The sequence below is a fragment of the Pseudomonas sp. KK18 genome (assembly GCF_037094675.1).
Lineage (GTDB): Bacteria > Pseudomonadota > Gammaproteobacteria > Pseudomonadales > Pseudomonadaceae > Aquipseudomonas.
Genome location: NZ_CP146605.1, coordinates 2656607 through 2673520 on the forward strand (window position 1 = coordinate 2656607; position 16914 = coordinate 2673520).

The window sequence follows — 16914 nt, forward strand, 5'->3', positions numbered from 1 at the left end:
AGAAGGGGCTTTCCGAGCACCTTCTTTATTATAAATATCTTAAGAGATCGAAGTTATTCGCCTCTTTGGCTCAAAAGCGCGTCAATGTGCTCCAGCCACAATTTCCCGCTTTTCCAATCGTGAGGATAATAGTAGCCACAGCCAATATCTGAGAACAAAAGATGCTGTAACGCTTGCTCCGTCTTGTTGGCATGTAAAAGAGCTTTTAACTCGAGGTGTGCAGCTTTAAAAGTTTCTGCTGAGGATTCAGCTATAAAGCTGAGAATCACATTGTCCGCACTATCAAACTCATCAACCCAATCTTGATTGAAGTAACCCGCGAGAAGTTGTTGCAGTTGTGAATAATCGTTATTCATGGATTCGGATATCCGGTCTGAATTCTATAGCCATTGGGCATGCTTTTATCTTTGAACAAAATCAGGTAAATCTCCCGTCCGGGGACGGTTTTTTTTGCACCTCGCTTCAGGCTGGTTCCAACTGGCTGAGGAGACTTTTGAGTAATAACAATTTTTTTGTCTTTTCCTTTAACAAACGAATTTATTTTAGTTTTGTTGCTTGCTATCACGCTTGATATTGCTGACTCGGCTGTCGCGCGATCAGGGAAGGTAGATGCCGTGGGCACATGAGGCTCATTTTTAAGACGTGTTGCCAGTTGTTGGTCAGTTCTACCAATGTGCTTTTGCATCAAATGTCCTCCGGCAGCTTCGTGAGCAGCTAAACCTCCACCAGGAACAATTTCGCTGTAAGGCCCATCGGCGACTATTTGGCCTGGGCAGGCTGTAGCTTTACAGCTCAACCCCAACGGATCCACCCACCCCGTCGGGTTGGGCACGTACTGGTATCCGTTCAGCCCGCCCGCCAGTTTCACCGGATCAGGCGTCAGGTAGCGGCCAATGTCCGGATTGTAGTAGCGATGACGGTTGTAGTGCAGCCCGCTTTCCGGGTCGAAGTATTGGCCCTGGAAGCGCAGCGGGTTGGTAACGGTGTTGACGTCCAGCTTCGCGATTTGGCCGTAGGCGCGGTAGTGCGCTGACCAGACAATTTCGCCGTCGGGCGCGGTGAGTTCTTGTGGCGTGCCCAGGTGGTCGAGTTGGTAGTGGAAGGGTTTTACGTTTCCCGGCCCATAGCCTTTCAGCAGCGCTAACGGGCGAAAGCTGTTGGGTTCGTAGATATAGCTTTGGTGGTGATCAGCACTGTGTTCGGCAATCAGCGTGTCGCCTTGCCAGAAGAACTCGGTGGTTTGGCTTTTTATCGTTTTGGCGATACGCCGACCAAATGGATCGTAGCGGTAGCTGGCCTGTATTCCGTCCGGCTGGGTGACGCTGATCAGGCGATGCTGACAGTCGTAGCGGTATTCGGTAACCAACTGTTGAGCCTGGCCCCGGCGTTCCCGCAGGAGGTTGCCGAAAGCGTCGTAGTCGTAATGACGGTCGCCTTGCATCAACAGGCGATTGCCTTTGACGACGCTCGGACCGACGCGGTCTTGCATCAGCAGGTTGCCCGCCGGGTCGTGGACGAAGCGTTCCTGCAGGTCGTGCGAGTGGTTGGCGCGGGTCAGGCGGTCGAGCGGGTCGTAGTGGTAGTCGTGCTGGCCTTTTCGAGTGTCGAGGATGCGGGTCAGGTTGCCGCGTTTGTCGTAGTCGTATTGGCGGCGCTGGTGGCGTTGTTCCTGTTGGGTGATCGCGTGGGCGTGCAGGCGGCCCTGGTCGTCGTAGTGGTAGTGGCTGAGGAGTTGGCCTTGCTGGCGCTGATGTTCGCGGCCGGATTTGAACAGGTGCGAGGTGAGCAGGTTGCCGTTGAGTTCGATGGTGGCGAGGTCGCCGCCTTTTTCGTGGTGGAAAGCGAGGCGGTTGTTGTCGGGCAGGCGCAGGTAGTTGAGTTGCCCGCATTCGTCGTAGCGGTAGCGCAACGTGCCCCAGCCCTGGTGTTCGGCGGTGAGGCGGTTTTGCAGGTCGTATTCGTAATGCAGCGGCCAGTGGCCGTCGTCGACGCTGATAAGGTTGCCGAGGCGGTCGTAGGTGTAATCGACAATGCTGCGGTCGGGCAGGGTTTTTCTTACCAGGCGACCGGCGCTGTCCCGCTGATAGCCAGTAACCAACTGACTGCCGTCATCGCCGTATTCGGTCTTTTCCAGCAGATGCCCGGCGAGGTCGTAGACATAGGCAGTACGCCGGCCATCAAACCCGATTTCCTGCTGGATCAGGCCGTTGGGGTGATAGTCGAGCCGATAGGTTTCGCCGACCTCGTTTTCAATCTCGGTCAGTAACAGCCGAACGTTGTCATAACGGTATTTAAGCTGCGTGCCGTCCGGATTAATCCGACGGCTGATCAGGTGCAGACCATCGGCGTATTCGTAGCGGGTGACGCGGCCCAACTCGTCGCGCTCAGCAGTGATTTTTCCGTACGGGTTGTAGCTGAATTCGCGTGTGGCCCCGTCAGGCTGAATCACTTTCAGCAAACGACCTACGGCGTCCCACTGATACTGGGTCAGCGCACCATGCTCATCCTCGCAAGCCACCTGCCGCCCCAGCTCGTCATAGCGATAACGCCGCACACCGCCATTCGCCAGTTTTTCCTCAATGAGCTGGCCGCGTTCGTTCCAGATAAAGCGTTGGCTGCTGTTGTCCGGATACCAAACACCCGTAAGCTTTCCGTGTTTGGTGTAGGTGTATTCGGTGTAATTGCCGTCCGGATCAGTCTTGCGAGTGATATCGCCTTGATCGTTACGCTGGTATTTCCACACCGCGTCACCACGGCGCACAACCCGTACGAACCCGTTGTCATGCTCGTAGGACGTCGGCATATCGTCCCCGGGAAACAGCGCAATCAACCGACCGGCTTCGTCGTACTGATAGGCCGTCACCGCCCCCAGCGGATCCTGCTCGACCGTCAGCCGGCCTTTTTCATCGTAGGATTTGAAGTGCTGCGCGCCGTCCGGATCGATCCGCTGCACCAGCCGTGCGCGCTGGTCGTGGACGTAGACTTCCTGGCTGCCATCGGCGTTGTGCACGGTGACCGTGCCGTTGTCGTCCCACACATACCGCGTGTCCATCTGCGAAAAACTGGCCCAGTGCCGGACGCACCTTGCCGCCTTGCCGGACCGTTCCCACTCCCAGAAGAAACTCGCCCCACCGGCCAGTTCCCGCTCCAGGATCACCTGCTGATCGTCGTATCGATAACGCTCGCTTTCGCCTACCGCGTTGGTCGCCTCAACCAACCGCCAGGCATCGTCGTACGTGTAGGAAACAACGTTCTGTTCGGTGACCCAGCCCGGCTCCCGCTGCACCTGATAGTCGACGGCAACGATATGGCCGTGCTCATACCGCAGCAGCAATCCCTGGCCAACATGGTTATCGATCCGCTGAATCCGCCCGGAATAATCGCGAGCAATGCGCAGTCGGTTGTCATACGCATCGCTGATCGCCGTCAGCACACCGTCACGGAAGTGGTAGAAAAGCGACGCCTGAGCCAGCACCAGTTCATCCGGCAAAGCACCCCGATAAATCGCCGCTTCCGCCAGGCTATTGGTGATCGCCGGCCGTGCAGCAGAGGGCAGGGGAAAGGTGGTGCTGCGGTTTTCGTGATCGGTCCACACCACCGATTCACCGCTCACCACCAACCGCTGCGCCAGCGCATGACTCCAGCCAAACCCCAACCCGCAATCCACTTCCACGGCACTGCTGCGATACAACCGCGTCCAGGCAAATGGCAGGACACCCTCCAACGAGCCGTCTGTGAGGGTCAGCAGTTCCTCACCAGTAACCATCGAAACCGGGCAGCCATTGGTACAGGTATTCGCCGAACAGACCGAAGCATCCCCATTGGGGTTTTTCGCCGAAGCCGGGGCATCATCCACATGTTCTTGCTTCACCAACGCCGTGCGCGCCGTCTTCGGCTCCCGCACCATCGGTGCCGGATTGGAAATCTCGTCCACGCCAGCCTTCAACGGCACCGCCGCAGCCTTCACCGGTACTGCCTGACTCTGAAGCGATAACGGCTTAAGCACTTCCGCATGCCTATCCAGCGGGGCCGTACCGCCCAGCTTGGCAATCTGCTCCAACCACTCCCGTGCCCGTTCGGACCTGACCTTGCCCAGCACCTGCGCGCCCAGCCGTACCGCCACACCCATACCGCCGGTAGCCCACAGCAACAGCAGGTTGAGCAACACCTCGGTGGTGATTTCCCCGAGCAACTCAAACATGTAATGCGGCGGCAGCATGCGCATCCAACTGACCATCGCGGACAGGTAGATGAACAGCAGCGGCTCGTCGCTGAGAATCAACAATCCTTTGGCAATCGCCTCATGACTGAGCTTCAGGAGCGCTCCAAGCTCGGCTTGGGAGAGGTACTGCAGGAGCTTTTCGGTGTTGGGCTTGATGTCTGCCAACCACTGGTACAGCTGCGCAATACCGTCCCAGAGGCCGTAAAGCACGTTTTCAAAGCCCCGCGCATAAGCCAGTTGCAGCGAGGTGTAGCGCTCGCCATAACCCGCCTTGGAATAGCTCTCCCATATCGGATTGAACGTGCTCGTCCACTGACCGCGCAGGTTGCCTTCCAGCGAGCTGATCTCGGACTGGTAGGAGGCATACAGTGCCTTGACGTGATCCTGGGAAACGTTGGGATAAAAACTGACCCGGTACTGCCGGTCGACGGTGCACTCGGTGACTTCGAGAATGCCGCTGGGGCCGATGGTTTTATGGATGGGGTCGCCGAGGGCGCCACCGTCTTGCGCGACTTCCTGCAGCATCACCGGCGTATTGCCGATGGGCACGAACCGTGTGCTCTGGAACATGTGCACCAGGGTCAACGGTGAGTTGGCCTTGCAGGTCGCGACGGTGCTGGCGGGATACAGGGAACGGGTGATGGGCGCGACCAGCGAAACCTCGTCGCCGACCTTGAACACCTGCTCGACATCCAGTGCCGAAAAGCTCCAGAAGCTCTCGGCCCACGCGTCGTAGGTGTTCAGGCAATGTGTGAAGTCATTGAGAACCCCATCGACGTCGCGCGTCTTCGGGTCCATCGCCGCCACGACCAGAAAGCCTATGGCGGGATTCAAGAGGCAGCCCCATCGGGCAGGGCATTAATCGAAAAAAACATCGGCGTTCCCTCGCGCTGTGTGATCAGGCGAGGGACTTTGCAGAGGTTCTCAGGGCAGGGGAGTAGAGGTTATCCGGCAGTTCGGTAGGACGTTTCGTTAAACCTCCGGCAAGGTCGAGCCGCCATCCACCACCAGCGTCTGCCCAGTGATATAGCCTGCCAGGTCCGATGCCAGGAACAGCATTGCCCCGGCAATATCCGACGGTGCGCCCAGCCGTCCCAGCGGTACCCGGCTGGCGATCTGTGCATTTACCTGGTCATCCCCCAGGTTGCCCATGGCCGGGGTTGCGATCATGCCGGGCTCCACACCGTTGACTCGCACATTCAAGCCGGCCAGTTCCAGCGCCGCATTGCGAATGAACCCGTTGACCCCGGCCTTCGACGCCGCATAGTGACTCAACCCCGGAAACGCAACCCGGGGACCTGTGACAGACGACGTAACCAGCACGCAGCCCCGACCCTGACGGCGGAACATCGGCAGCGCCGCCTGGGTCAGCCAGAACAACGCCGAGAGGTTGACCGCCAAGGTACGGCCGAGCATCGCCGGAGTGATCTCGGCAAAGGGCGTCAGCGGAAAATACCCGGCGTTATGCACCAGAATATCCAGCCGCCCCCAGTCGTGTTCCACCCCTGCAATCAGCTCGAAAACCGCAGCCGCATCCGCCAGATCCACCGTCACCGCTTCCACCTGGCAGCCGCGCCCGCACAGCTCCAGCGCGAGCGCCTCTGCCAGTTGCAGGTCGGCGATCATCACCCGCGCGCCCCGCAGGGCAAACGCCTCGACGATGGCCCGACCAATACCCTGGGCGCCACCCGTTACCAATACGTTGCGGCCAGTGAAATCCAGGTCTTCATTCATGACGCTGCTCCATACGCGCATAGGCCAGCGTCGGCACATCGACGATGCTTGAGCCTCCGTCCGCCACCAGCGTCGCACCCGTAATGATCGACGCGTCACTGGAGGCCAGGAAGCGGCACACCCTGGCGATTTCTTCAGCGCTGGCGGGCCGGCGCAACGGCACATCGGCGCACACCCGGTCATAGGCGTGCTGCAGCGTCTCGCCATGGAAATCCATCAACGGCTGCATTTCCTCATCCGCCATCGGCGTGCGCACCCAGCCGGGGCACACCGCGTTCACCCGCACCCCGCGCGGGCCGTAATCCCGGGCCAGCGAGCGATTGAGCCCGAGCAAGGCATGCTTGGCCGTGGTGTAGCCGCACACCTCGGGCCCGGCAGCCAGTGAGGCAATCGAACCCATCAGCACGATGTTCCCGCCACTTTCCAGCAGCAGCGGCAAACACGCCCGCGCACTGTAGAAGGCGCTGTCGAGGTTGCTGCGCAGCGCCGCTTCCCAGGTCTGCGGGCTGGTGCCGGTGGCGCTGCCCACGCCATGGCCGCCCGCACAGGCCAGCAGCACGTCGATCCGCCCATAGTGCTGGCGAATCTGCGCAATAAAACCCTCCCAGGTCTGCGGGCAGGCCGCATCACCCACCAACACCAACCCCCCGGTTTCCCGCGCGACCTGCTCCAGTGGCTCGCGACGACGGCCGATCAGCACCACATGCGCACCCTCGGCGGCGTACAGCCGGGCGCACGCGGCACCGATGCCCGTGCCAGCCCCGGTGATCACAATCGTGCGCGGCTCAGTCATCAGGATGCTCCGTGCGATTGAGCACCTGGCAGTAGGAGCTGATGGGAAAGTTCGATAGCTCATCGAAGGAGGCGTCGGCATAGCCGAAGATCTTGCCGTCGCTGCGGTGTTGCTGCAGGTCGATCAGCACCAGGCCGAGGGTGGGGATGATTTTTTCGCGCCAGACGAACAGGTAGAGCTGGTCGGCGATCTTGTAGTAATCGCAGCGGTCGGTGTCGCACAGGCCTTGCTCGACACCCTTGAGGCATTGCCAGGCGTAGAACTGGTGGTTGAGGTAGATGTGCTCGTAGACCTCGCTCGGGCTGTAGCGATACTGGTTGCGCAGGCCGATCAGGTCGGTGGTTGGTGCGTGGGGGCATTGGCCTGGCTGCCACGGGCGGTCGAGGCTGCCGTGGAGGAATTCCACTTCCACCGACGTCAGCGGCTTGCCGGCAAGGGCGCGGCTGTAGAGGCCTTCGCGGGTTTGTTCCTGGGTGGGCATGCGCCCGAGCACAGCGGTGAACGAAGCGCTGGCGGTGTCGAGCACCAGGCTGACCGACCAGGCCTGCGTGCCTTCGCGCTTGATGAAATCCACCAGGTACAGGCCGGGGCGCACGGAGGTCGCACGGTAGGTTGCGCTGCCGCTGGAGTGACCGTCGGCTGCAGCCCAGGAGAGCCTGTCGCGCTCGAAACGGTGCTCGATCTGCCAGCCATTGGCGAAGTGCAGCGTGAAGGCCTTGCCGCTCAGGTCGGCCAGGTTCGGCAGGATAAATGCCTCTGGGGCGAAGCCGTCGGCCAGGGCGCCCACGGTGATCCAGTCAGAAGGGGTGGTCATTTGCGATGCTCCGGTTGGGTGGGTGAACACCACGAATCATCGCGCCCGGGAGCAGGCCCTGGTATCAACCGAATGGTTGAGGCGAACTACAGGAACAGGCTGCCCACCAGCTCCGTGCGACTGCTGACGCCGGTCTTGCGAAACAGGTTGATCAGGTGGGTCTTGATGGTGGGCAGGCCGACATCCAGCTCCTGGGCCAGCTGTTTGTTGCTGGCGCCCTGGCGCAACAGCAGGGCGATCTGGCGCTCCTTGGGTGTGAGACCGGCCAATGCATCTTCAGTGGGCTGCATGTTGGCCACCGCCAGTTGCAGCAAGGTTTGCAGGGCGTTCAGTTGGGCCAGTTGCTCGCCGGTGAAAGCGCCCTGGTCGGCGGTGCGCAACAGCGAAATCGCCGCCTGGGGCTGGCCGGCCCGCTGGGCGAAAATCTCCACCACATCGACCACGCCATAGCGCCGCAGAAAATCCCCATAGCGCCGGGTATCCCGCGCCGGCTGGCGGGCCATGGCAACGCCCAGCGGCACCACCGCCAGGCCACTGGACAGGCAGTTGCGCGGTTGCAACGGGTCGAATTGGCGGTAGTTGTCGAGGTAGTCGCGGTGCATTTCGCCGCTCATGCCGTGCAACTGGAAATCCCGGGCTTGCAGCTGGCGGTCGACGCAATAGAACGCGGCCTGGCTGACCGGAATCAAGCGGGTGAAAGCCTGCAGGCACTGGCCGGCGACTTCGTGGGAGGGGAGGGCGTGCATGGGGGATACCTGCGCCAAAAGGCTGCCGACGGGGGCCGGCAGCCGGGGCCATCACACCACGGCGAAGTAGTGTTTGACGAAACTTTCGCTGACCACGTCCCACAGCACCGGGGTGCCCTTGGTCACGAACCAGCTGTCGCCGGCCTTGTAGCGGGTGCTCTGGCCGGTGGATTCGTCGGTGAGTACCACCTCGCCGGTGACCACGGTGGCTTGTTCGGCAAACGGGTAGACCATGCGGAACTTGCCCTGGGTGGTGCCGAAATAGGCGCTGCTGACCGGGTCGGTGGGGGCACCGAAGGTCATTTTGCCGAAGGCCCGGACTTCGCCTTCGAGGATGGTCGAGCCGAGGTCGGCGACGGTGCCCCAGGCGTCGAGTTCGGATAGCTGGATGTCTTTCTTGAGGGTAACGAGGGTCATGGCAGTTGCTCCTGATGAGAAAAAATTAGTGACCAACTGTAGGAGCGAGCTTGCTCGCGAAGGTCGTCAACGATGACGTTGGCGTCCTGGATTAACGCGGCGCCCTTGGGTTTTTCGCGAGCAAGCTCGCTCCTACAGGGTGTTTGTCAGCGGCGGCCGTTCCAGTAACCGGAGAGCTGGTGCCAGGACTTGCCGGCGGTGAGCAGCAGTGGGCGGATCGCGTCCTTGCCGATGATGGTCGGGCGATGGATCGAGCTGACCAGGTCATACCGCGCCGAGCCTTCGCTCATGCCTTCGGCCAGCACCTTGCAGATGATGTGGCTTGGGGTCACGCCGAAGCCCGAATAGCCCTGCACGTAGAACGCGTTGCTGCGCCCGGGCAAGGTGCCGACCTGCGGGAACAGGTTCGGGCTGCAGGCCATCGGGCCGCCCCAGGCCAGGTCGATCTTCACGTCCTTGAGGTACGGGAAAATCTTCAGCATCAGGTTGCGGTTCCAGGCTTTCAAATCGCCGGGAATGTGCTCCACCAAAGGCGTGGCGGCGCCGAACAGCAGGCGGTTTTCGTTGGTGACGCGGTAGTAGTCGATCACCGGGCGAATGTCGCTGTAGGCCCCGCGAATCGGGCTGATACGGTTGATCAGCTCTTCTGGCAACGGCTCGGTCATCATCTGGAACGCGTAGGTGTTGATGGTCGAGCGGTGCAGTTCCGGCTCCAGCTTGTTGAGGAAACTGTCGCAGGCCCACAGCAGCTTGCTGGCCTTGACCGAACCGCGGCCGGTGCGCACGGTGATGCGCTCGCCATAACTGACTTCCAGCGCCGGGCTGTTCTCGAAAATCCGCACGCCGTGGCCGGCCAGGGCCTTGGCTTCGCCCAGCAGCAGGTTCAACGAGTGCACATGCCCGCCGCCCATGTGCAGCAGGGCGCTGCTGTAGGCGTCGGAGCCGATGATCTGCCTGACGTCGGAGCCGCCAAGAAAGCGGATCTCGTGTTGGGTGTTGATGGATTTGAAGTCTTTCTCCCAGGCGCGCAGGGTCTTTTCCTGGCGGGCGTTGAAGCCCATGTAGCCATAGCCGTGGCAGAAGTCGGCATCGATGTCGTACTTGGCGATGCGGTTCTTGATGATGTCGGCGCCCAGGTCGCTGATCTCGAAGATCTGGCGCAGGCCGTCTTCACCCACGTCCTTCTTGATCTTTTCCAGGTCGTGGCCAATGCCGGCCATGATCTGCCCACCGTTACGCCCGGTTCCGCCGAAACCCAGGTAACGCGCTTCCAGCACGACGATGTTGGTGATGCCTTTTTCGGCGAGCTCCAGGGCGGTGTTGATCCCGGAAAAGCCGCCACCGATGATCACCACGTCGGCTTCCACGTCCTGCTCCAGGGTGGGGAAGCTGAGGTTGTATTTCTTGGTCGCCGTGTAATAGGTCGGCGTTTCGATATTGATCATTGCGCTGCCTGACAGTGAAGAGCTAATGAGTGTATTAAGGCCGTTGGCGCGCTGGATGTCTTGATTCTGTGTGCCGCCGGTTTTGATCCTGCGCGCCAGAGCCTTCGCCGGCTTCACAAGTTATAGCGTGAGGTGGGGAGGAGAGTGTTAGAGTTTCGTTAAAACATTAACTAAATCTATCGTGACCCTGAGCCTATGTTGAAACCCAGACAATCCCTGACCCTGACCTTGCTTCAGGCCCGTGAAGCGGCCATGAGTTTTTTCCGGCCCTCGCTGAATGAGCATGGGCTGACCGAGCAGCAATGGCGGGTTATTCGAATTCTCAGCCAGCATGACGAGCTGGAGATTTACCAACTGGCGGAACTGGCGTGCATTCTCAAGCCGAGCATGACCGGCGTGCTGGTACGCATGGAGGCGGCGGGGATGGTGCACCGGCGCAAGGCCGAGCAGGATCAGCGGCGGGTGCTGGTGACGCTGGCGGAGAAGGGCAAGGCCAGTTTCGAGTCGATGAGCCAGTGCATGGAGGAGAATTACCAGCGGTTGCAGGAGCAGTTCGGGGAGGAGAAGTTGCAGGTGTTGCTGGGGTTGCTGGATGAGTTGAAGACTATCAAGCGCTGACACACCGCCGATCCAAATGTGGGAGCTGGCTTGCTCGCGAATGCGGTGGGTCAGCCAACAAACCTGGCACTGATACACCGCTTTCGCGAGCAAGCCCGCTCCCACATTTTGGATCTTTGTGGTTTCAGAGCGTCAGTACACGCCGCCGGTAATGGCCGGTGTTGCGGTGTCTTTGAATTTCGCCGCCAACCCCTGCAACCCGCGCATCAACACCGTCGTATCCACCCCTACCGCCACAAACGCCGCCCCAAGCTCGATATACCGCCGCGCCAGTTTCTCATCCGCACTCAAGATGCCCGCCGCCTTGCCGGCTTTTTGAATCCTTACGATGGCGTCCTCAATCGCCGCCTGCACCTCGGGGTGCCCGGGATTCCCCCGATGCCCCATGGCCGCACTCAAATCCGCCGGCCCGATAAACACCCCGTCCACTCCGTCAACCGCAGCAATCGCATCGAGGTTGTCCAGGCCTTCACGGTTCTCGATCTGCACCAGCAGGCACATCTGCGCATCGGCCTCATCCAGGTAACCGGGAATACTGTTCCAGCGCGACGCCCGCGCCAGCGCGCTGCCCACGCCCCGTATACCACCCGGTGGATAACGCATCGCCCGCACCAGCTGCCGTGCCTGGTCAGCCGTCTCCACCATCGGCACCAACAGCGTCTGCACGCCGATATCCAGCACCTGCTTGATCAACGCCGTATCGCCGATCACCGGGCGAATCACCGGTTGGCTGTCATAAGGCGCGACAGCCTGCAGTTGGCCGAGCATGCCGCGCAGGTCATTGGGCGCGTGCTCGCCGTCGATCAGCAGCCAGTCGAACCCGGCATTCGCCGCCAGTTCGGCGCAATAAGCGTCCGCCAAACCGAGCCACAGGCCGATCTGGGTCTCGCCACGTTGCAGGCGCTGCTTGAAACGGTTGATGGGCATGTCCATGAAACAGTCCTCCAGTATTCAGACAAAGCGGCAGGAGATGGAACCCAGCATGTCGTAGTCGACATGGAAGGTGTCACCCGGATTCGCCGCCACCGGGCGGGTGAAGGAGCCGCCGAGGATGATCTGGCCGGGTTGCAGGGTGACGTCGTACGGCGCCAGTTTGTTCGCCAGCCAGGCCACGCCCTTGGCCGGATGGTTAAGTACCGCAGCCGACACCCCGGACTCTTCGATCACCCCGTTGCGGTACAGCACCGCCGGCACCTTGCGCAGGTCGATCTCGGTGGGGCGCACGGCGCGGCCGCCCATCACCACGCCGGCATTGGCGGCGTTGTCGGAAATGGTGTCGAACACCTTGCGGGTGGCGTTGGTGTGCGGGTCGATCTGCTGGATGCGGGCGTCGATGATTTCCAGCGCCGGGATCACCCATTCCGTGGCATCGAGCACATCGAAAATCGTGCAGTTTGGGCCCTTGAGCGGCTTGCCGAGGATGAACGCCAGTTCCACTTCCACCCTCGGCACGATGAAGCGCTCGAAGGGGATGTCGGTGCCTTCGTCGAAGAACATGTCATCGAGCAGGGCGCCGTAATCCGGCTCGGTGATGTTCGACGACACCTGCATCGCCCGCGACGTCAGGCCGATCTTGTGCCCGACCAGCTTGCGCCCGTCCTTGATTTTCCGGGCCACCCAGGCGCGCTGGATGGCGTAGGCGTCTTCAATCGTGATGTTCGGGTGATCCAGGGAAAACTGGCGCACCTGTTCACGGGAGCGCTCGGCCTGGTCGAGGCGGGCGGCGGCTTGCTGAATAAGGGCTTGATCAAGCATGACAAAATCTCTACTGGGGATTGACGATGGCCGCATGGGTGCGCAGCACCAGCAGGCCGCCGAGGGCGATAAGCAGCGCCAGCACGTACAGGGCCAGGCTCGCGCTTTGGGTGGTGTCGCGCATCCAGCCGATCAGGTAGGGCGCGAGGAACGAAGCGATGCTGCCGAACGAGCTGATCAGCGCGATGCCGGCCGCCTGGGTGCTGTTGGACAGGAACGCCGGCGGCAATTGCCAGAACATCGGCAGCGCAGCGCTGGCGCCCATGCCGGCGAGGATCAGGCCGCCCAGCACCAGGGTCGGGTTGGTGGGCGAGAGCCCGGCCACCGCAATACCGATGGCCGACATCAGCAACGGCACGCACAGGTGCCAGCGGCGTTCGCGGTTGCGGTCGGACGAGCGCCCGCAGCCGATCATGAAGAAGCACCCGGCCAGATACGGTACGGCGCTCAGCAGGCCGACCTGGCTGTCGCGGCCGATGCCGGCGCCGTGGATCAGAGTGGGCATCCAGAACGCCAGGGTGTTCACCGCCAGCATCACCGCGAAGTACACCGCCACCAGCAGCCACACCTGCGGGTCACGCAGGATGCCGCCGAAGGAGGTGATGGATTTGCGCTGTTCTTCGGTGCTCAGTTGCTCGCGCAGTTGTTGCTTTTGCGCGGGCTCCAGCCATTTCACGGTTTCGAAGCTGTCGGGCAGGTATTTCAGGACGACCAGGCCGAGCAGCACCACCGGGGCGCCTTCGATCAGGAACATCCACTGCCAGCCCCGCAGCCCGCCGAAATCATGGAAGTTCTCCAGGATTGCACCGGACAACGGGCCGCCAATCACACCGGCCATGGGCACGGCAATCGCAAACAGTGCGGTGACTTGCGCGCGGCGGCGGGCCGGGTACCAGCGGTTGAGGAACACCAGGATCCCCGGGAAGAAGCCGGCTTCGGCCACCCCCAGCAGAAAGCGCAGCACGTAGAAGCCCGTGGAGCTTTCGATCCACAGCATGCTGGTGGAGAGCACGCCCCACACCACCATCAGGCAGGCGATCCAGCGCCGTGGGCCGACCCGGTCCAGGGCCATGTTGCTGGGTACGCCGAACAGCGCGTAGGCGATGAAAAACAGGCCGGCACCGAGGCCATACACCGTGTCGCTGAAGTGCAGGTCGGTGCTCATCTGCATCTTGGCGAAGCCGATGTTGATGCGGTCCAGGTGGGCAAACAGGTAGCAGATCAGCAGCAACGGCATCAGTCGCCAGGTGACGATGCTGTGGGTGCGCTGATGTTCGATCAGGGTGGTGCTGTCGGCGGTATTGGCTGTGCTCATGATGTTGTTCTTTTTTGTTTGAGTGGCCATGGGCGGAAAGGTGGGCTGTGCTCAGCCCGCCTGGTTCTTCAGGAATGCGTGCACGTTGTTCTGCTTGAAATTCAGCTCGGGGTGCAGCTCGATCATCTCGAACGACAACGCCAGCAGCCGCTGGGATTGCAGCTCGGCGAAGTGTTCGGTGATGACCTTGAACAGGGCTTCGGCCACCGCCTTGCGGGTTTCCAGGTCGCGCCCGTGGCCGACCTTGAGGGTCATGTGGACGAAGGCGTAGTCATGCTTGCCGTCGGCCATGCGCCAGGTGTCCAGGCGCACTCCGCGACTGCGGATGCCCCCCAGGGGAAACACGCCGCTGTCCCCCAGCACGGCGTGAACCTGCTCGAACAGGGCCGGCAGGTTGGCCTGCTGCTCGATGTTGTCGGTGTATTCGGCGATGAAGTGCGGCATGTGTATCTCCTCTTGGGGTGAGGTACAGCGAATTCCTTGTAGGAGCTGGCTTGCCTGCGATGGCATCAACTCGGTGCGACAGATACACCGAGGTGCCTGCATCACAGGCAAGCCAGCGCCTACAGGTGATCTTCACCAAGGCTCATAAAGGGAAAATGGCATTGATCTGCCCGGTGCCCGAACTGCCGAACGGCTGGGTGATGATCTCGGCCGGCTGGTTGTAGTCCGGCCCGCCCAGCAGTCCCAGGAGCATCGCGGTGTCGTGCATCTTGCCTTCGCCGAAGCAGTGCTCGGCGTAGTCCGGCAGCATTGCGCAGAACTCCTTGAAGCGGCCTTGCTTCCACATCTCCACCACGTGCAGGTCCATCTGTTTGTCGAATTCACGGGTCCAGTTGTGGATGTTGGCTTCGGCTTCGCGGTCGTCCGAGAAACGGTGGGAGAGGGAGCCCGAGGCCAGCACCAGGACTTTGCGGTCGCTTTTCTCGATCGCCCGGCGCACGGCGGCGCCGAACGCAAAGCTGTCTTCCAGGCGGTGCCAGGCGCACCACGCGGCAATCGAGATCACGTCGAACTTCTGCGCGTCCGGCACGCCCATGTGCATGTAGCGCATCGGCACCAGGGTGCCGTATTCCAGCTCCAGGCTCGGGATGTTGTGGGCCATGGTGCGCACGCCGGCCAGGTTGGCCTCGGCGGCGATCAACTCGCCCAGCTCGGGGCAGCCCGGGTACTCGTACTCCATGTTCTTGATGAAATGCGGCAGCTCGTTGCTGGTGTAGGTGCCCTTGAAATGCTCGCCGCAGTTGACGTGATAGCCGCTGTTGACCAGCCAGTGCACGTCGAACACCACCGCGGTGTCGGCCCCCAGTTCACGGGCGCGCCGCCCGATTTCCTTGTGCCCGGCGATGGCTGCTTCGCGGCAACCGTGGTGCTTGCCGGGCAGTTCCGACAGGTACATCGAGGGGACGTGGCAGATCTTCGCTGCCAGAACCACTTCGCCCATGATCATTCTCCTGAGTATTTATTCTTTTGTAGGAGCGAGCTTGCTCGCGAAAAACGTCAACGATAACGCAGCACTTCTGTTAGCCCGCGGCGCCTGCGGGTTCTTCGCGAGCAAGCTCGCTCCTACAGGTAGCGTTGTTATATCCGGGTTACACACCCCAGCGCGGGATGTGATGACTGCCCATGGAAATGCACACGTTCTTGATCTCGGCAAACACTTCGAAGCTGTACTGGCCGCCTTCACGGCCGGTGCCGGAACCTTTTACCCCACCAAACGGCTGGCGCAAGTCCCGCACGTTCTGGCTGTTGATGAACACCATGCCGGCTTCGATGCCGTAGGCCAGACGATGCGCCTTGCCGATGTCCTGGGTCCAGATATAGGACGCCAGGCCGTACTCGGTGTCGTTGGCCAGTTGCAGCGCTTCGGCTTCGTCCTTGAACGGGATCAGGCACACCACCGGCCCGAAGATCTCTTCCTGGGCGATGCGCATGTTGTTGTGCACATCGGCAAACACCGTCGGCTGGATAAACTGCCCGCGGCTCAAGTGCGCCGGCAGGTTGGCCGGGCGTTCCAGGCCACCGGCCAGCAGGGTGGCGCCTTCTTCGAGGCCAATCCTGATGTAGCCGGTGACCTTGTCGTAGTGGGCCTGGGTGATCATCGAGCCGACCTGGGTCTTCGGGTCCTGTGGGTCGCCGACGATCAGGCGTTTGGCGCGGGCGGCAAATTCGGCGACGAACTGCGGGTACACGCTCTCCTGAATGAAGATCCGGCTGCCGGCGGTGCAGCGCTCACCGTTGAGCGAGAAGATGGTGAACAGTGCCGCGTCGAGGGCGCGGTCCAGGTCGGCGTCTTCAAAGATCAGCACCGGCGACTTGCCGCCCAGTTCCATGGAGTACTTTTTCAGCCCGGCGGTCTGCATGATTTTCTTGCCGGTGGCGGTACCGCCGGTGAAGGAAATCGCCCGCACGTCCGGGTGGCGCACCAGCGCATCACCGGCGGTGGCGCCGTAGCCCTGGATTACGTTCAGCACGCCGTTGGGAATCCCGGCTTCGACCGCCAGGCGCCCCAGTTCATTGGCCGTCAGCGGCGACAGCTCGGACATCTTCAGCACCGCGGTATTGCCCAGCGCCAGGCACGGCGCAGTCTTCCAGGTGGCGGTCATGAACGGCACGTTCCATGGCGACACCAACGCGCACACGCCCACCGGCTGGTACAGGGTGTAGTTGAGCATCTGGTCGTCCACCGGGTAACTGTGGCCGTCCATGCGGGTGCAGACTTCGGCGAAGAAATCGAAGTTGTGGGACGCCCGGGGAATCAGCACGTTCCTGGTCTGGTGGATCGGCAGGCCGGTGTCGAGGGTTTCCAGTTCGGCCAGGTGCGGCACGTTCTGTTCGATCAGCTCACCGAGCTTGCGCATCAGGCGGGCCCGTTCCTTGGCCGGCGTTCCCGCCCACTTCGGAAAGGCTTCCTTGGCGGCCGCTACCGCCTGCGCCACTTCCTCGGCCCCACCGCTGGCGACTTCACCGATGGCTTCGCCGGTGGCCGGGTTGTAGTTGATGAAGGTGTCTTTGCTCTCGACCTCACGGCCGTTGATCCAGTGTTTGATCATGT

15 protein-coding genes are annotated in these 16914 nt (G+C 61.5%); 1 reads left to right on the forward strand and 14 read right to left on the reverse strand.

The window, feature by feature from the left end:
• Window positions 1-53: 53 nt before the first annotated feature.
• The 8 genes from V6607_RS12135 to V6607_RS12170 all read right to left on the reverse strand — a co-directional run bounded on the left by V6607_RS12135 (window position 54) and on the right by V6607_RS12170 (window position 10171).
• The gene (locus tag V6607_RS12135) at window positions 54-356 is read right to left on the reverse strand and encodes a contact-dependent growth inhibition system immunity protein (RefSeq protein WP_134326170.1); all 303 of its coding nucleotides are present in this window, start codon (window positions 354-356) and stop codon (window positions 54-56) included.
• Window positions 353-5020, reverse strand: a complete 4668-nt coding sequence (locus V6607_RS12140; RefSeq protein WP_338743968.1) for an RNase A-like domain-containing protein — start codon at window positions 5018-5020, stop codon at window positions 353-355. The genes V6607_RS12135 and V6607_RS12140 overlap by 4 nt, the downstream gene beginning before the upstream one ends.
• A gap of 174 nt (window positions 5021-5194) precedes the next feature.
• Window positions 5195-5956: an SDR family oxidoreductase gene (locus tag V6607_RS12145; RefSeq protein ID WP_003209865.1), complete on the reverse strand. Its 762-nt coding sequence runs from the start codon at window positions 5954-5956 to the stop codon at window positions 5195-5197.
• Window positions 5949-6749, reverse strand: coding sequence for an SDR family oxidoreductase (locus V6607_RS12150; protein ID WP_134326171.1), 801 nt, complete (start codon window positions 6747-6749; stop codon window positions 5949-5951). The genes V6607_RS12145 and V6607_RS12150 overlap by 8 nt, the downstream gene beginning before the upstream one ends.
• The gene (locus V6607_RS12155; protein ID WP_134326172.1) at window positions 6742-7563 is read right to left on the reverse strand and encodes a molybdenum cofactor biosynthesis F family protein; all 822 of its coding nucleotides are present in this window, start codon (window positions 7561-7563) and stop codon (window positions 6742-6744) included. Before V6607_RS12155 ends, V6607_RS12150 begins: the two co-directional genes overlap by 8 nt.
• A gap of 86 nt (window positions 7564-7649) precedes the next feature.
• A complete protein-coding gene (locus tag V6607_RS12160) occupies window positions 7650-8309 on the reverse strand; it encodes a LuxR C-terminal-related transcriptional regulator (RefSeq protein ID WP_134326173.1) in 660 nt (219 codons plus the stop codon).
• Between the two features lie 51 nt (window positions 8310-8360).
• Window positions 8361-8726, reverse strand: a complete 366-nt coding sequence (locus V6607_RS12165; protein WP_134326174.1) for a cupin domain-containing protein — start codon at window positions 8724-8726, stop codon at window positions 8361-8363.
• 146 nt (window positions 8727-8872) lie between these two features.
• Entirely contained in the window at window positions 8873-10171 is a 1299-nt protein-coding gene (locus V6607_RS12170) for an FAD-binding oxidoreductase (RefSeq protein ID WP_008437180.1), read from the reverse strand.
• 195 nt (window positions 10172-10366) lie between these two features.
• Here V6607_RS12170 and hpaR point away from each other — a divergent pair, with 195 nt between their 5' ends.
• Entirely contained in the window at window positions 10367-10789 is a 423-nt protein-coding gene (hpaR, locus tag V6607_RS12175; protein WP_003209875.1) for a homoprotocatechuate degradation operon regulator HpaR, read from the forward strand.
• Window positions 10790-10921: 132 nt separating this feature from the next.
• Here the strand turns inward: hpaR and hpaI are convergent, their stop codons facing one another.
• The 6 genes from hpaI to hpaE all read right to left on the reverse strand — a co-directional run bounded on the left by hpaI (window position 10922) and on the right by hpaE (window position 16912).
• On the reverse strand, window positions 10922-11722 hold the full coding sequence (gene hpaI / locus V6607_RS12180; RefSeq protein WP_134326175.1) for a 4-hydroxy-2-oxoheptanedioate aldolase: 801 nt from the start codon (window positions 11720-11722) through the stop codon (window positions 10922-10924).
• 18 nt (window positions 11723-11740) lie between these two features.
• The gene (gene hpaH, locus V6607_RS12185; RefSeq protein WP_003209880.1) at window positions 11741-12544 is read right to left on the reverse strand and encodes a 2-oxo-hept-4-ene-1,7-dioate hydratase; all 804 of its coding nucleotides are present in this window, start codon (window positions 12542-12544) and stop codon (window positions 11741-11743) included.
• 10 nt (window positions 12545-12554) lie between these two features.
• Entirely contained in the window at window positions 12555-13859 is a 1305-nt protein-coding gene (locus tag V6607_RS12190; RefSeq protein ID WP_008437183.1) for an MFS transporter, read from the reverse strand.
• Window positions 13860-13910: 51 nt separating this feature from the next.
• The gene (locus tag V6607_RS12195; RefSeq protein WP_087694947.1) at window positions 13911-14303 is read right to left on the reverse strand and encodes a 5-carboxymethyl-2-hydroxymuconate Delta-isomerase; all 393 of its coding nucleotides are present in this window, start codon (window positions 14301-14303) and stop codon (window positions 13911-13913) included.
• 142 nt (window positions 14304-14445) lie between these two features.
• Window positions 14446-15303 carry a 3,4-dihydroxyphenylacetate 2,3-dioxygenase gene (gene hpaD / locus V6607_RS12200; RefSeq protein WP_003209884.1) on the reverse strand — a complete coding sequence of 286 codons (858 nt, stop codon included), beginning with the start codon at window positions 15301-15303 and terminating at the stop codon, window positions 14446-14448.
• A 148-nt stretch (window positions 15304-15451) separates the two neighbouring features.
• The gene (gene hpaE / locus V6607_RS12205) at window positions 15452-16912 is read right to left on the reverse strand and encodes a 5-carboxymethyl-2-hydroxymuconate semialdehyde dehydrogenase (protein ID WP_134326177.1); all 1461 of its coding nucleotides are present in this window, start codon (window positions 16910-16912) and stop codon (window positions 15452-15454) included.
• Between the last annotated feature and the right edge of the window lie 2 nt (window positions 16913-16914).

What these genes read in the sequence shown, in the direction of transcription:
- V6607_RS12135 (WP_134326170.1), bottom strand. Translation starts at nt 356, where the DNA reads ATGAATAACGATTATTCACAACTGCAACAACTTCTCGCGGGTTACTTC.
- V6607_RS12140 (WP_338743968.1), bottom strand. Translation starts at nt 5,020, where the DNA reads ATGGACCCGAAGACGCGCGACGTCGATGGGGTTCTCAATGACTTCACA.
- V6607_RS12145 (WP_003209865.1), bottom strand. Translation starts at nt 5,956, where the DNA reads ATGAATGAAGACCTGGATTTCACTGGCCGCAACGTATTGGTAACGGGT.
- V6607_RS12150 (WP_134326171.1), bottom strand. Translation starts at nt 6,749, where the DNA reads ATGACTGAGCCGCGCACGATTGTGATCACCGGGGCTGGCACGGGCATC.
- V6607_RS12155 (WP_134326172.1), bottom strand. Translation starts at nt 7,563, where the DNA reads ATGACCACCCCTTCTGACTGGATCACCGTGGGCGCCCTGGCCGACGGC.
- V6607_RS12160 (WP_134326173.1), bottom strand. Translation starts at nt 8,309, where the DNA reads ATGCACGCCCTCCCCTCCCACGAAGTCGCCGGCCAGTGCCTGCAGGCT.
- V6607_RS12165 (WP_134326174.1), bottom strand. Translation starts at nt 8,726, where the DNA reads ATGACCCTCGTTACCCTCAAGAAAGACATCCAGCTATCCGAACTCGAC.
- V6607_RS12170 (WP_008437180.1), bottom strand. Translation starts at nt 10,171, where the DNA reads ATGATCAATATCGAAACGCCGACCTATTACACGGCGACCAAGAAATAC.
- hpaR (WP_003209875.1), top strand. Translation starts at nt 10,367, where the DNA reads ATGTTGAAACCCAGACAATCCCTGACCCTGACCTTGCTTCAGGCCCGT.
- hpaI (WP_134326175.1), bottom strand. Translation starts at nt 11,722, where the DNA reads ATGGACATGCCCATCAACCGTTTCAAGCAGCGCCTGCAACGTGGCGAG.
- hpaH (WP_003209880.1), bottom strand. Translation starts at nt 12,544, where the DNA reads ATGCTTGATCAAGCCCTTATTCAGCAAGCCGCCGCCCGCCTCGACCAG.
- V6607_RS12190 (WP_008437183.1), bottom strand. Translation starts at nt 13,859, where the DNA reads ATGAGCACAGCCAATACCGCCGACAGCACCACCCTGATCGAACATCAG.
- V6607_RS12195 (WP_087694947.1), bottom strand. Translation starts at nt 14,303, where the DNA reads ATGCCGCACTTCATCGCCGAATACACCGACAACATCGAGCAGCAGGCC.
- hpaD (WP_003209884.1), bottom strand. Translation starts at nt 15,303, where the DNA reads ATGGGCGAAGTGGTTCTGGCAGCGAAGATCTGCCACGTCCCCTCGATG.
- hpaE (WP_134326177.1), bottom strand. Translation starts at nt 16,912, where the DNA reads ATGATCAAACACTGGATCAACGGCCGTGAGGTCGAGAGCAAAGACACC.